At 64.8% G+C, this 14,715-nt stretch carries 11 protein-coding genes, 2 pseudogenes and 2 riboswitches; of the genes and pseudogenes, 8 read left to right on the top strand and 5 right to left on the bottom strand.

Translation table 11 applies throughout. The annotated features are described in order from the left end of the window. Positions 1-271 (bottom strand): transposase family protein (locus H590_RS0112980; RefSeq protein WP_036982524.1); only part of this gene is annotated, 271 nt, incomplete at its 3' end. Positions 272-629: 358 nt separating this feature from the next. Here H590_RS0112980 and H590_RS0112975 point away from each other — a divergent pair. Both H590_RS0112975 and H590_RS0112970 read left to right on the top strand, forming a co-directional pair. Continuing rightward, complete coding sequence (locus H590_RS0112975) at positions 630-1,538, top strand: SDR family oxidoreductase (protein ID WP_028703857.1); 909 nt, start codon at positions 630-632, stop codon at positions 1,536-1,538. Between the two features lie 82 nt (positions 1,539-1,620). After that, positions 1,621-2,823, top strand: a complete 1,203-nt coding sequence (locus H590_RS0112970; RefSeq protein WP_028703856.1) for an NAD(P)/FAD-dependent oxidoreductase — start codon at positions 1,621-1,623, stop codon at positions 2,821-2,823. Between the two features lie 127 nt (positions 2,824-2,950). Here the strand turns inward: H590_RS0112970 and H590_RS0112965 are convergent, their stop codons facing one another. Then, complete coding sequence (locus H590_RS0112965; protein ID WP_126412716.1) at positions 2,951-3,154, bottom strand: hypothetical protein; 204 nt, start codon at positions 3,152-3,154, stop codon at positions 2,951-2,953. A gap of 1,256 nt (positions 3,155-4,410) precedes the next feature. Then, positions 4,411-4,590: riboswitch (cobalamin riboswitch) on the top strand. 275 nt (positions 4,591-4,865) lie between these two features. Here H590_RS0112965 and H590_RS0112960 point away from each other — a divergent pair. The 3 genes and pseudogenes from H590_RS0112960 to H590_RS16795 all read left to right on the top strand — a co-directional run bounded on the left by H590_RS0112960 (position 4,866) and on the right by H590_RS16795 (position 7,794). Continuing rightward, positions 4,866-5,912, top strand: a complete 1,047-nt coding sequence (locus H590_RS0112960) for a FecCD family ABC transporter permease (protein ID WP_028703854.1) — start codon at positions 4,866-4,868, stop codon at positions 5,910-5,912. 35 nt (positions 5,913-5,947) lie between these two features. Then, positions 5,948-6,718 (top strand): ABC transporter ATP-binding protein, encoded by a 771-nt coding sequence (locus H590_RS0112955; RefSeq protein WP_028703853.1) that lies wholly within the window; start codon positions 5,948-5,950, stop codon positions 6,716-6,718. Beyond that, positions 6,715-7,794, top strand: a pseudogene (locus H590_RS16795) (ABC transporter substrate-binding protein). Before H590_RS0112955 ends, H590_RS16795 begins: the two are co-directional and overlap by 4 nt. Before the next feature lie 517 nt (positions 7,795-8,311). Here the strand turns inward: H590_RS16795 and H590_RS0112945 are convergent. Continuing rightward, positions 8,312-9,772 (bottom strand): MDR family MFS transporter, encoded by a 1,461-nt coding sequence (locus tag H590_RS0112945; protein WP_028703852.1) that lies wholly within the window; start codon positions 9,770-9,772, stop codon positions 8,312-8,314. Between the two features lie 118 nt (positions 9,773-9,890). On the opposite strand from H590_RS0112945, the gene H590_RS0112940 reads away from it, so the two are divergent. Beyond that, positions 9,891-10,514, top strand: coding sequence for a TetR/AcrR family transcriptional regulator (locus tag H590_RS0112940; RefSeq protein ID WP_028703851.1), 624 nt, complete (start codon positions 9,891-9,893; stop codon positions 10,512-10,514). Between the two features lie 99 nt (positions 10,515-10,613). Here the strand turns inward: H590_RS0112940 and H590_RS18505 are convergent, their stop codons facing one another. Next, a complete protein-coding gene (locus H590_RS18505) occupies positions 10,614-10,802 on the bottom strand; it encodes a hypothetical protein (RefSeq protein WP_126412717.1) in 189 nt (62 codons plus the stop codon). Positions 10,803-10,878: 76 nt separating this feature from the next. Beyond that, a riboswitch (cobalamin riboswitch) is annotated at positions 10,879-11,064 on the top strand. 98 nt (positions 11,065-11,162) lie between these two features. On the opposite strand from H590_RS18505, the gene H590_RS17545 reads away from it, so the two are divergent. Together H590_RS17545 and H590_RS17540 are read left to right on the top strand one after the other, a co-directional pair. Beyond that, positions 11,163-12,590, top strand: coding sequence for a leucine-rich repeat domain-containing protein (locus H590_RS17545; protein WP_051238627.1), 1,428 nt, complete (start codon positions 11,163-11,165; stop codon positions 12,588-12,590). A gap of 191 nt (positions 12,591-12,781) precedes the next feature. Continuing rightward, positions 12,782-14,242, top strand: coding sequence for a hypothetical protein (locus H590_RS17540; protein ID WP_051238626.1), 1,461 nt, complete (start codon positions 12,782-12,784; stop codon positions 14,240-14,242). Positions 14,243-14,561: 319 nt separating this feature from the next. Here H590_RS17540 and H590_RS19475 read toward each other — a convergent pair. Continuing rightward, positions 14,562-14,715 (bottom strand): annotated as a pseudogene (locus H590_RS19475) (IS1380 family transposase); the annotation flags it as partial.

Genomic DNA, 14,715 nt, shown 5'->3' with positions numbered 1-14,715 from the left:
CATGACCACACCCGGTGCACCGGTAACGCCGGACGCGGACCTGCAGGATCGTGGGCCGATGGCCCCACGGGGTGTGGGCCAGGCGCCGGATCACCGTGTCACGCGGAGCGCCCTGGCATCCGCACCGCCGGCACCAGTCGTCAGCCTCGACCACCCGGCAGGCCACCACGGCCCGCTCGGCGGTGATGTGCTGGCCGACCACCTCCAGGCCCAGCTCATCGAGACAGCAGAACGTGGTCAGGTCAGGGGCGGTGAAGGTAACGTGAGACATGAGGGCCTTGTGGTGCAGGAACGGGACTTGAACACTCCGATCCTTCCGCAGGGCCCTCCCCACGCACCCCGTCCTCACAGCGAAGTGACAACCGATCCACACACAGTCAAGCCACAACTACACCCTGGATCCTGAAGAGCCCCTATGGGTGAGGACATAAAAATGAGGCCGTATAACATTGTCTTCCAGAAGACGTCGTAAATCAATAAGCTGACTTTCTTGTCGTCGGAAAGCACATGTCGGATTGTGTCTTGATCGGCAGTGATGTCATATACCACTTCGCGATCCCGGGAGTGTCCGGGGAGTCGGCGACGACCGTCGGATGCGTTCCTCTGAGACTTTGAGAAAGGCCACCCAAATGACCTCAATGACCGAGACCACCCAGCTCACGTTCCAGAACCCGGTGACCCGGTACCCGGCCATCTCGCCGCCGCAGCAGTCCCAGCCGGAACCGGGTTTGGACCTGCATCTGAGCCCTCCCGCTGACCGCGGCGAGAACAGCTATCGGGGCACCGGGCGTCTGGAGGGTCGCAGAGCTCTCATCACCGGCGCCGACTCTGGGATCGGGGCCGCTGTCGCGATCGCCTTCGCCCGGGAGGGAGCGGATGTGGCGATCTCCTACCTGCCGGCCGAGGAGGAGGACGCCGTGAGGGTCGCCGAGATCATTGCGGCGGCGGGACGGCGTGCTGTCACCATTCCCGGAGACCTCGCCAAGGCAGTCTTCTGCTCAGAGGTGGTGGAGAAGGCCGCATCTGAGCTCGGAGGCCTTGACGCACTGGTCAACAATGCCGGTAAGCAAATCTCAGTGGATCGTCTGGAAGATCTCACCGACGAGCAGCTCGACGCCACGTTCGAGGTCAATATCCTGGCCCAGTTCCGCATTGCACGGGCTGCGCTACGCCACCTCGCACCCGGCTCCACCATCGTCAACTCGACGTCAATCCAGGCGTACCGGCCAAGTCCTCACCTGTTGGACTACGCATCCACCAAGGCGGCCATCAACAATTTCACCAAGGGGTTGGCGCAGCAGGTGGCTCCGCGCGGGATCAGGGTCAATGCGGTGGCGCCCGGACCGATCTGGACGCCCCTTCAGGTATCGGACGGCCAGCCCACCGAGGCCCTGCCCTCATTCGGCCAGAACACCCCTCTGGGCAGGGCTGGACAGCCCACAGAGCTGGCGCCCGCTTATGTCTTCCTCACCTCTGCCGAGTCGAGCTATGTGGTTGGTGAGACACTCAACGTCAACGGCGGCAGCCCGAGCCCCTGACCCCACCGGCGGCCAACAGACACACCTGCGCCCCCGGAGCGCTTATCACTGATTTCACCCGAATCGCTGGCAAGGAGCGCAGATGACGCACTACGACTACCTGATTGTGGGCGGCGGCATGGCCGCCGACGCAGCAGCGCGCGGAATTCGGGAGCTCGACGAGGAAGGCACGCTGGGCATTCTCAGTGCAGACACCGACCCTCCCTACGCACGGCCGGCGCTCAGCAAGAATCTGTGGACCGATCGGCACTTCCCCTGGCATCGAGCCCTGCTGAGGACGCGAGAGAGCACTGACGCCGACCTTCATCTCGCGACCAGGGTCGCGCGGATTCTTCCGAAGGATCAACAGGTCGTCACCGACCGAGGCGAGACCTTTGGGTACCAGCACCTCCTGCTGGCCACCGGACTGACCCCCAGGACGCTTCCCGACACGGAACCTGGATCGGTCATCTACTACCGCAGTGCCGAGGACTACCGACAGTTGATGAGCCTGTCCTTGAGCAGGGACAGCTTTTTGGTGATCGGCGGCGGATACATCGGTGCGGAGCTCGCGGCGGCCCTCGTGGGCCATGGCCGCCGAGTCACCCTCGTCCTGCCGGGTCAGGTGCTGGGAGACACGATGTTCCCCCTCGATGCCGCCCGGGAGTACCACCAGCGGTTCGTCGACTCCGGGGTCCACCTGATCTGCGGTCATCGGGTCCGCCGGGTGGGACGCCGTGGCCCGGGAGGGAACGGGCGGTGGGAGGGGGTGACGGCCATCCTCGACGACGGCCGGCAGCTCACCGTTGATGGCGCGGTGGCAGGTCTCGGTTGCGTGCCCGACGCCGAGATGGCGCGCGATGCCGGCCTGAGGGTCGGCGACGGGATACTCGTCGACGCCCACCTGCGCACCTCTGATCCGTCGATCTGGGCCGCCGGGGACATCGCCCGATACCGAGATGCTGTGCTGGGATCAACCCGCGTGGAGCACGTCGACAATGCTCAGACGATGGGTCGGGCCGCAGGACGCGCCATGGCCGGCGACCCCGAGCCCTATGACTACACGCCGTACATCCACTCCCGGGTCCTGGGCATCGACTGGCAGGGGATCGGGCAGCTGGATCCGGCCCTGGACACAGTCGCCACCCCGATGGCAGGAGGCGGTCGCGTCGTCGCCTATCTTCGAGCTGGTCGGACGGTCGGGGTCCTGCTGTGGCGGGTCGACATCGGGGTGGAGATCGCCAGGTCTCTGCTGTCCAGGCGGGTCAGCAGTCCGGCCGATCTCGAGGCCGCCGTCCGACGTTGACGGACCGCTGTCGGGCTCGATGCCAGCTCGGAGCCGGTGATGCCTCCCGAGCAATCCGGATTGCTGTCTCGCCCGGACCGTGGTCACCGGGAGCCGGGCCACACGCCCTTCGGCAGACTGCCAGCTGTCACTGGGAGGCGCTCTGCGTCTGGTTTGGCTGGTCTGGCTGGTCTGGATCGCCGCCAGTCTTGCCGGTGTAGTCGCGGGGCGGGCCCTGCGTCACGTGCTGGGTGTCCTCGGCGGGAGGGATGCCCTCCTCAGTGCCGGGAATGCCGTCCTGTCCTTCGTTCAGGGTCATTCTCGAGGTCTCCGAAATCTCGCCTTCAGTCATGGGCTCTCCCGTGATTCGTGTCAACAGAAACAGTTCTTCCACGATCCTCCGGTTCGCCACCATCCATCACACCCCCAAGGGTGTGATGAGCCGTGCGGAACTCTCTCGCTTGAACGTGGCTCACGAGTCCAGGATTGATCATTCGGGTATGTCCCGGACGGCTTCAGGTGCCTTGAGGTGAAGGCACGGCTGAGGATCGCGACCGTCACAGTCCCAGCTCCCGGGCGACTGGGGCGGGTGTCACCGGGCCGCTGTCGCCCCGCGTTGACGCTGGGCAATGTCCGATGCGGCGGGGTCATGAGGGGAATGACGAGGCTGATGGCGTGCTACTTGGCCGGGCGTCTCCTCCATGAATGCAGGGAAATTGGCTCGGACAGGCACGGGTGCAGGGAGATCACCTCGGTCAGGCACGGGTGCAGGGAGATCACCTCGGTCAGGCACGGGTGCAGGGAGATCACCTCGGTCAGGCACGGGTGCAGGAGAATTGCTCTGGTGCCGGGCCATGGAAGCCGCTCGACAGCCAGGTGCGCCCCACGGATGCAGCGAATCTGTCCCGGGACAAGCACAGATGCAGGGAAAAGGCACCACCCCAAGGGACTTGGCCCGGGTCCGCTCCACGGATGCAGTCAAATGGATGCATTGGGACAGCACGGATGCAGGGAAACTGTTCGGGGCAAGCACAGATGCAGGGAAATGTCACGGATGCAGTGGAGCTCCACTGCATCCGTGCCTTTTGCCTGCATGTGTGGTCTGGGGGCTCCAGTTTTCCTGCATCCGTCCCTCGGTGTCGGCCGTTTTCCTGCATGCGTGAGCCGGGGGCTGCGGTTTCCCTGCATGCGTGAGCCGGGGGCTGCGGTTTCCCTGCATGCGTGGGCCGGGGGCTGCGGCTTTCCTGCATGCGTGGCCCGGGGGCTGCGGCTTCCCTGCATCCGTCCTCCGGGGCTGCAGTTTTTCTGCGTCCGTGGTCTGGGGGCTCCGGTTTCCCTGCATGCGTGGTCTGGGGGCTCCGGTTTCCCTGCGTCCCTCGACTGTGACCTGCGACCGGCCCCTGGTCCGATGCTCGGTGCCCGTTGCCTGATGGCCGTCGTGTCACCGACCGGCGACTGAAATCCGTCGTCCACGGCCCGAAGCCCGGCGTCCATCCTCCAGACGACTGGAGCGCTGGTGGCCTGGTCCGTGTGGAGCGCAGGTGGCGGTGGCCCCGGGGTGAGCTTCATGCTCAGGACCCCGCCGAGACTGCCGGGGGATCGGCGTTCCACGCTTGTCCGCGAGTCGATCGTGCCACGGTTGGGGCACCAGGGAACCCGGTGAGAGTCCGGGACTGACGCGCAGCGGTGAAGGTGACGATGCCGGCGGTGACCACTGGGTGAGAACCCGGGAAGGTGCCGGCACCGGATGAACCGAGTCCGAAGACCTGTCGGCCACACTGCACGTCGGGTGTCTCGCGACTGGGCGCCCCCGATCGAGAGTCTGAAGCCGTCATGGTCACCAGTGCTGATGCACGCCCCCGTTCCGACAAATCGGACGTCGAGAAGCTCCCTCAATGCGGGGACGCGGGCGGAGTGCCGCCCAGCCGGTGGCGCACACCGTCGCAATCCCCCACCACCCGGGCCGCAGGCCATCCGGGCCAGAGTCGGCATCCCGACTGCCCGGTGATCAGAACCTCCTACGGGGCCTGGGCAGCTGCACATCACACGGCTGGTGAGAGGGCATGACCACCACCGGTAGGCGTCTACCCGTCCTGCCCATCGTCATCCTCCTGGTGGTCCTGGCACTGGCCAGCACCGTCGTCTCGTTGGCCTTCGGATCCGAGCACATCCCGCTGGGCGAGGTCATCCACGTCGTGGAGGATCGGCTGGCCGGCCATCCGATCAGCTCACCTTTCGACACCATCGTCTGGGATCTGAGACTGCCCCGCGCCCTACTCGCTCTGATCGTCGGAGCAGGCCTGTCGATCGGCGGCGCAGGGATGCAGACCCTGGTACGCAACCCGTTGGCCGACCCCTACCTGCTGGGCATCTCCTCGGGCGCATCGGTCGGGGCGACCGCAGTGATCACGATGGGACTGCTCGGCCGCATGGGCAGCTGGGCGCTGTCGGGAGGTGCTCTGATCGGGGCGATGGGCTCGGCGGCCGCCGTCTACCTCATCTCGAAGGCCCAGGGCGGGCTGACACCGCTGCGGATGGTGCTGTCCGGGGTGGTGCTCTCGTCGGCTTTCTCCTCCATCGCGTCATTCATGGTGTTCCTGTCCGACGATGACCGGGCCGCCAACTCGGTGATGTTCTGGATGCTCGGATCAGTGGCCGGGGCGACCTGGCAACGACTCATCCTTCCTGCAGGGGCTCTGATCGTGGTCGGACTCGGAATGATGGCGATCCACAACTGGCTCGACGCGCTGGCAGCCGGTCCCGAAACCGCTGCGGCGCTGGGCGTGCGCACCGGTGCTCTGAGAACAGGACTGTTCGTGGCCCTCGGCATCCTGATCGGGGCTCTGGTGGCGGTGTCTGGCGGGATCGGTTTCGTCGGCCTGATCCTGCCGCACGCCGCCCGGATCCTGGTCGGGGCGACTCACCGACGGATGCTGCCGGTGGCGGCCGCGGCAGGCTCCCTCTTCATGGTCTGGGTCGACGTCATCTCCAGGGTGGTCGCCCGTCCACAGGAGATCCCACGGGGCGTGGTCACCGGAGTCATCGGCGCACCCGTCTTCCTCATCCTGATGGGCCGCCGCAAGTACGCCTTCGGCGGGAGAGACGCATGAGGCGAGAGGACGCACATTCGGTCAGTACACCCGACATGAAGGTCTCGGGTGTCAGCGCTGCGGTGGGAGGCAGGACCGTCGTGTCCGGCGTCACCTTCGACGTCCCCGCCGGAGCCAAGCTCGCGCTGGTGGGGACCAACGGGTCTGGAAAATCGACCCTGTTGAGGGCGCTGGCCGGCATCAACCCCGCAGTGTCCGGGTCCGTCACCCTCGACGGCAGGGCCGTTCAGCGGATCAAGGCCCGTGAACGTGCCCGCATGATCTCCTTCGTCAGCCAGGAGGAGGTGCCTCCCGCCGAGCTCCGACTGGGCGAGATGGTGGCCCTCGGACGCATTCCGCACCGACCTCCGTGGGCGATCGACACCGCATCTGAGGAGCGCATCGTCGTCGAATCGCTGACGGCCGTCGGCCTGGAGAAGCGGATCGGATCGCCCTGCGACCACCTTTCGGGTGGGGAACGACGTCGGGCAATGATCGCCCGAGGGCTCGCCCAGGAGTGCCCGGTGCTGATCCTCGACGAGCCGACGAATCATCTGGACATCGCCTGGCAGCTCAGACTTCTGGATCTCATCGGTGATCTGCAGGGCACCGTCATCGCGGCAATCCATGACATCGACTCGGTGCTGCGCCACTTCGACTTGGTCGCCGTCCTCCACGAGGGACGGCTGTGGGCCTTCGGAGACCCCGTTGAGGTGATCAACCACACCCTGATGGATCAGGCATTCGAGGTCGACGCCCAACAGTTCATGAATCCGACCACCCAGCAACCTCACCTACTCATCAGCAGAAGAAAGGACCAGTCATGAGGAAATCATGTGTCGTGCCGGCAGGCATCGTCGCTCTGACGATGCTCCTCGTCGGTTGTGGATCGGGGGCGAGTGAGACGTCGTCCGCCGCCTCCGCATAGGCCTCCCCCGGAGCGGTCACCGTCACCAACTGCGGGCAGAAGAAGACCTACCCGCGGACCACCAAGCTCTTCGCCAATGACGGCAACATCATCTCCATCTCACTGGCTGCCGGGGCCGAGAAGGACCTCGTCGCGGTGAGCAGCCTCGAGCGCGACAAGGAGGTCATCTCCCTCAAGTACGGTGACGGCGTCAAGCAGCTGCGCTCGGTGGCGCCCAAGTACCCGTCCTTGGAGAACATCCTGGCGGCCAACCCGCAGGTCGTCTTCGCAGGATGGAACTACGGGTTCAGTGAGGAGAAGAACCTCACCCCCGACATGCTCAATGACAAGGGGATCGACACCTATCTGCTGAGCGAGTCCTGCAAGCAGGCCAATGGGGACCGTGGCACCATGCCGCCGTGGACGGCACTGACCACCGACATCACCAACATTGGTGCCATCACCGGGCACAAGGACGTCGCCAAGAAGTCGGTGGCTGACATCGAGACCCGCCGCAAGGCCCTGGAGGCTGCACCGCGAGCAGCCAAGGAGCCGGTGGCCTTCCTCTTCGACTCCGGGTCGGACACCATCTTCTCCAGTGGTTCCTTCGGCGCTCCGCAGGCGATGATGGACGCCGCAGGAGCCAAGAATGCCCTGGCTGATGTGAAGGACACCTGGACTGCCGTCTCATGGGAGCGCATCACGAAGGCCAATCCTGACGTCATCTATTTCGTCGACTATCCGCCGCAGACCTTCCAGCAGAAGGTCGCCCTGCTGAAGTCGAACCCGGCCAGTAAGAACCTCAAGGCCGTGAAGGAGGGCCGGTTCGTCAACCTGCCCTACGCGATGTGGACCTCCGGGCCACTCAACATCGATGGGGCGGAGTACATCCGGGCATCCCTGGAGGCCTACGGGCTTCAGCCCAGGAGTGGTATCAAGCCCCAGCTCGACATCAGGAAGCTCAACAATCTGCCGGGCAACACCTGGCTCAAGTAGGTCCCCGTGGCGGGTCCTCCGGACGTGTGGTCCGGAGGACATCTGTGCGAGGAAATCCGTGCGGAGCTGAGAAGTGTGCGCCTGTGTGGTCGGCAGACGGGCGTGTGGTCGGGGTGCGTGCTCCAGCGTGCCTGAAGGTGGGTGTCGCGGGTGTCGAGGAGACCGGGCTTCACATGCACTGAGGATCTGTCCGGCCGATGTGACGGCGTCCGCCCCGGGGCCCTCCTCCACGGATGCAGTGAAACTGTCTCGGACAGGCACGGGTGCAGGAGAATTGCTTTGGTGCCTGGCCGTGGAAGCCACTCGACAGCCAGGTGCGCCCCACGGATGCAGGGAAATGTCACGGATGCAGTGGAGCTCCACTGCATCCGTGCCTTTTGCCTGCATGCGTGGTCTGGGGGCGGCGGCCTTCCTGCAACCGTCCTCCGGGGGCGGCGGCCTTCCTGTATCCGTCGCCCTGTCTCCGCAGTGTCGACGACAGGATCCCGTTCGCCCCGAACCGGGCGTCTACCGGTGATCACCGCCCAGGGGTCACCGATCCGGAGAGCTCGGCCTCGGTTTCAGCAACTGGACGGGCATCAGTCCCTCCCGGCAGCCACAAGGAGACCAGCGCCCCGAGGAGGCTGATCGCCACCGCCGTCCCGAAGGCCCAGTGGAACCCCTGCAGCCCGCTCAGGTGATGGGTGGTGACTGCCGACTCCAAGACCACCGCGGCCAGTGCGGTGCCCACCGACGTGCCGACCTGCTGAGTCACCCGGGTGAGGATCGATGCGTGCGGGGTCGATGCCTCGTCGATGTCGTGGTAGGCGGCCGTCATGGCCGGGATGAGGAGGGTTCCGATCGCCAGGCCGCGCAGTAGCAGGACGCCGGAGAGCAGGACATTGCTCGTGGTCGCCGTGGTGAAGCAGAACGGAACGGTGGTGACGGCGGTCAGCAGGAAGCCGACCAGAGAGACGATGCGCGCCCCGAAGCGATCGCTGAGTTTGCCGGCGATCGTCCGGCTGAGCAGCGACCCAATGCCCTGGGGGACCAGCAGCAGGGCCGCCCGGAGCACCGTCTCACCGCGCAGCGCCTGCCAGTAGAGGGGGAGCAGGAACTGTGCGGCGTACATCGCCGCGCCGCACAGGAACAGGGTTCCCGACGCGGAGGCCACCGACCGGAAACGCAGCAGGGTGATGTCGATCAGAGTGCGGCGGGGGTCGCGGGTGCGCGGCCACCAGACGAAGAAGGCGATCAGACACAGGCCGGCCGCCACCGGAATGACGACATCGGGATGGTTGGCACCGCCGGCCCGGGCAATGTTGGTGAACCCCAGCAGCAGGGCGGCCAGCCCGCCGGCCACCGACAGGAAGCCCACGACGTCCAGGCCCCTCCGCCCGGTGCTCGGCACGGGGCTGTCAGCCGGAAGTACAGCCACCGCGACCACGATCGCAGCGATTCCGATCGGCACATTGATGAGGAACAGCCAGTGCCAGGACATCCAGTTGAGCACCAGTCCGCCGAGCACCGGGCCGAGGATGGGACCCGCGGCGATCGGCAGCGACAGCGTCGCCACCAGTCCGCCGAGCTCCTCGATCCCCTCCTGGACGGCCATCGTCTGCATGAGCGGCATGAGGATGCCGGCGGCGAATCCCTGCACGGCGCGGAAGGCGATGAGGGAGACGGAGTTCCAGGCCAGGGAGCACAGCACCGAGCCGATGACGAAGGTGATGAGACCGAAGAGCCACAGTCGTCGGCTGCCGAACCGCAGCTGAGCCCATCCGACCACGGGCACGGCCACCGCCAGCGCCAACAGGTAGGAGGTGGTGACCCACTGGATGGTGGACGCGGTGGTGGCGAAGGTCTCCATCAGGGTGTGGAGTCCGATCGAGACGATGGTCGAGTCCATCACCGGCATCATCCCGCCAAGGATGATGCCGGTGACCAGTGGTCCGAGTCCCGTCGTCGTGGCGGACCTCCGGGACGTGTTGATGCCCATGGTTCTCCTCTCATGGCACGATGCCATCCATTAGATACGGACGAGTATCTTCAAGGACGAGAGGAGCCTACGTCGATCGGATAAGATACGCAAGAGGATCGTAAAGGAGGGGTTGACGATGACCGACAGCGCAACCGGGCAGGCCGGGACGCGACGCCGAGGAGCCGTCCTGGAGGCGGCGATCCTAGACGCCGCATGGGACCAGGTGCTCGAGGCGGGGGTCGCCGGGTTCACCTTCGATGCCGTCGCCGCCCGGGCGCACACCTCCAAACCGGTGCTCTACCGAAGATGGCCCTCACGCCAGGAACTCCTCGTCGCGACCCTTCACCGCCAGCTGCTGGGCGACCCGTTGGTCGTCCCCGACCTGGGGTCGCTGCGTGACGAGATGATCTGCCTGCTCCACGAGGGCAACAGGAAGCGGTTCCGCTTCATCTCTGTGTTCGGCAGCCTCGGCGTGGTGCTGGACGGTTCACCGATCAGCTTCGCCGAGCTGCGTGCGAAAGCCATCGGCGGCACCCGGCTCACCGTCGAGACCATCATCGCCAGGGCGCGAGGGCGCGGGGAGATCACCGTCGACCTGCCCCCGCGCGTCACCGGGCTGCCCTTCGAACTGCTGCGTGGCGAGGTCCTGATGACCATGCACCCCCTCAGTGAGGAGTCGATCACGACCATCGTCGACGAGGTGTTCCTGCCGTTGGTGAGCGCCTATCAGAACGGTCTGGCCGGGGCCGACGCGGATTGAACGACGAGGGCGCCCGACCTGCCTGGCCGGCTGAACGACGAGGCTGACGGGCTGAGTGACCACGCCGACCGGTCAGACCGGCTCGCCGACCAGACAGGCTCACATCTCCATCGCCATCGGCATCGCGAAGAGGACGCAGTTGAGCGCGACGAGCAGCATGATCGCAGGCTCCAAATGACGGGAAGGTCTCGCCGCAACCTGGGTCACGGGCAGATGGCTGAGCATGGCCGCCTCCGGCGCGCACCACATTCCGCGAGGAGACAGCTTCTCCCGATGGGGTTCTGCCATGGTGAGGTCGTCGCATCTCATATGCGAAGAGCAGGATATCTGTTGGGCCCTAAGTGTGTGCTGTGTCAAATCCGGTGTACACTCCGCTCTGTCAGGTTAAGGGAATCCGGTGAGATGCCGGAGCTGACGCGCAGCGGTATGGCTGACTGGCACTGGCTCGGAGACGAGTTGACCACTGGCAGGGTGTGAGAGCACCCGGCTGGGAAGGTTCTGGTGCAGGGATGAGGCCGAGTCCGAAGACCACCTGGCGCTAACTGTTGGTCGTACGGCCGCGAAAGCCGTCATACAGAAAGTGGCTGTGTCATGCCCTTGTCATCCCCGCCGCGCAGTGTGTGTGCGTCTCGTGGTACCCGAATTCCAGTGGCTGTTGCGGCCGCCTCGGCTCTGGTGGTCGGTGGTCTGGTCGCCGCCCCCCAGATCGTGACGCCGACTCCGGCGGCGGCAGCGTCGGGCACGACGCTGGACCCGGCGAATCCGATCAAGTTGGAGCGGTTCAATTTCTACTCCGGAGTTCCGACGCAGTTCGTGCGGCCGGTGGTGCTGCAGAAGAAGGTCGGGGATTCGTGGAGAACGATCTTTTCCGGTAATACCGCGGCGACCGGGAAGTTCCGGTTCACGGTGCACACGGGCTCGAATGACACCCTGCGGGCGTTTGCCCCGGTGGCGACGTACCAGGGTGTGCGGTATGGGCAGACGGGCACGACGCCGGTGACGGTGAAGCCACTGGATCAGACGGTGAAGCTCACTCTGCCGTCGGCGTCCGCGGCGAGTTCGGAGGTGACAGTGACGGTGTCGTCGGCTCCTGCTCGTGTGGGCCGGAAGGTTGAGCTTCAGGTTCAGGACGGCACAGGCGCGTGGTCGGCGGTGGGTAGGGGTGCGCTGGACGCTTCGGGGATTGCGAGTGTGAAGTTCACCCCGAGGGCGGAGGGGAGTTTCACGTACCGCGTCGTTCTGGACGGGTGGAGCGGCGCTCCTGCTCTCACGTCGGCGACCTCGGCGCTGACGGTGGGGAAGGCGAGTGTCAAGATTCCGGACAGGACTCTCCTGGCCTGTGCCAACAAGGCACTGGGTCATGATTCGGGTGCCCCGGTGACAAAAGATGACGCCCTTTCCTTCACGTCTCTCTCCTGCGGTAGTGCGGACAACAGTGGGACTATCTCGGACCTCAGTGGGCTCGAGGCGTTCACCAACCTGACATTTCTCAGCGTAAGAGGCAACCAGATCAGTGATCTCGCACCCCTTTCAACGCTCACCAAGCTCACCATACTTGACATCATCGACAACCATGTCAGTAATATCGCACCGCTCAGTAAGACGGTGAATCTGCTGGAGTTCTATGCCGATGGCAATCGGATCAGTGATCTCGCACCGCTCAGCAACTTGGTGAATCTGCAGTCGCTCTCTGTTAATGGCAACCAGATCAGTGATCTCACGCCACTTGCGAATATCGACCAACTCCAATATGCTAAACTCAGCAACAATAAGATTGTTCACCTCACGCCGCTTTCCGATCATGACCAGCTCTTTAACCTCGATGTCAGTGGCAATCAGATCAGCGATATCACACCGCTTGCGAGCTTGACTGGCCTTCTATACCTCACGGCCAATGACAATCAGATTGTTGACATCACGCCGCTCGGCAAGCTGGCGCTGGAAATTGCCGACCTGAGGAACAACAAGATCACCGATGCAACGCCGCTCTCCGGAATGAATTTTGGCCCCAACGTGTACTTGACGGGCAACCCGGTCTGCACGGCGTCCCCGACCACGAACGGCTGCGCCTCGTAACTCCCGCACGACCACGTCGTAGTGGATTGGCTGTCAGAGCGGGAACCGGTTGTGCTGAATTGATCCGGACACCGCTCGGACAGTGATACTCAAGGAGCAGTCCGTCCCGGATCGAGGACAGTTGACGTGTGCCTCCCGAGGATCCGAATAAAGAACCAATTACAAATTCGTCATATTTTCGAGGAGGAATGATGAAGCGCAAGACCATGACAAAGTCCATCGCGGCGCTGGCGGTGACGGTGAGCCTGGCTACCGCCTACCAGCCGGTGGCCGCGTGGGCCGACCCGACGCCCGGAAAACACATTACGCAGGCGAACAAGGGTGCCACGTACATTTCGACCAATGTTGGCACGCTGACTGGTCAGTCGGCGGGCCAGCTCGGTCAAGAGCTCGACGGCTATATCGGACTGAATGCGGTGAAGTACAACGGAGGAGATCAGTCACTCACCACGACTGCCTTGGACGCGATGAATCAGGACTTCGTCCAGAATTCGACCAAAGCTGACACCTATTGCGGTCAGGGGACCGCGTCGCCGAATATCGGCGGCTGTGCCAAGGTGGCGATCTCCCTCATGTCGGCCGGCCAGACGCCGAGCACGTCGACGAACCTCACCACATACCTCAATGTGATCTCTAACTCGCACACGTTTAACCAGTACGCAACGAACCAGGCGTTGGCGATCATCGCCCTGGCCAGGGCCGGTAAGCCGATTCCCAGTGAGCTGTACCAAGTGGCGCTGAACTGGTCGACGAGCAATTCGAGCTACTTCCCCGACACCGACACGTGCGGGCTGATGCTCACCGCCCTGTCTTACGTCAACGACTCCTCCTCGGCCAAGACCACTGCGATCGCCAACCTCAAGGCGCGACTGGCGGCCCAGAAAGTTGCCAATGCCGCTGGATGGGGGCTGACCTACGACGGGTCCACGCCGACGGTGGCGAACATCAACTCGACGGCGTGGGCCGCTCCGGGGGCGTTCCGTACCGGGGACGCCACACTCCAGGCGACGGCAGTGGCGGCGCAGTCGGTGTTCACCAGCAATCAGACCAGCACGGGTGCTATCACGCCTGGAACGTCGGGGTGGAATGACATGATGTCGACCACTCAGTCGGTGCCACCGCTGCTGGGCCTGCGCAGCTACGACAACGCCGGCAGCACCAGCACCGCGGCAGTCAATGTGGGGACCACCACCAGCACGGCGGCTTCACTCTCGGCCAAGGGCGCGGATTCGACGGTCAACTCGACGACGAAGCCCATCGCGGTGATCGGGGATGTGCCCTCGGGCACGATCACTGCTCAGCTGCTGGGGACGGCACCACTGATCAACGGGCAGAACAACTTCACGTACTGCGAGCCGGGCATGAGCGGCACGTTCAATCCGCTCTCCGGCAAGGTGGCATCGGGAAGCGTCACCAGCAGCGTGGCGAACTTCACCACGAGCCCGACGGTGACCAGCACCGGTTGCTACAAGTGGAAGCTCACACTGACCGCCGGTAGCACGACTCTCACGCAGACCACCGAGCCCTTTGCGGGTTCGCACCAGCTGAGTTGCATCACTTCTTCTCACCTCTTCCGTGGCGGTGGAACACCCAGTGCCACCGCCACGGCATCGGGCGATACGTCCCCTGTTTCTCGTCCCAGGAATTCTTGAGGTTCACTCCATGCCCACAGTTCATATCTGGCGGCGAACCGTAGCCGGAACCGCCACCGGGCTCGCTCTCCTGCTGACCTCGTCATCTCTCACCGCCTGGGCAGATTCCGGAGCGGCGGACCCCACTCCGGGCGCGAGCGCCACTAACCTCGATTTTTCATGGGTGGCTGCTGGGTGGGGGTTCGGCGGCTGTGTCGTCGAACTGAGCATTGATTCTGGCAGGCGGGTGCGACGGTTCGCCGCATGTCGCTGCGGGGGTCGGGCTGTCCGGGCCGTGGGGTTCTTTCAGATGGTGGGCGGTCAAGGTGCATACCGGGGGCTATCCCGCGGGGGCGGGCAGGCCCCGCAGCACGCCGACTGCGGCGACCACGGTGTCGACCCATGGTTGGCGATCCGAGACGTGCAGGATGACGCGCCGGCCGCTCCGGGCGAGGGTGGCGGGGATGGCGAACAGGCGATGGCGCAGCTTCTTG

The organism is Acidipropionibacterium jensenii DSM 20535 (genome assembly GCF_000425285.1).
Taxonomy (GTDB): domain Bacteria; phylum Actinomycetota; class Actinomycetes; order Propionibacteriales; family Propionibacteriaceae; genus Acidipropionibacterium; species Acidipropionibacterium jensenii.
Note: the sequence above shows the minus strand (reverse complement) of the source record. Positions and strands in the feature narration are given on the sequence as shown.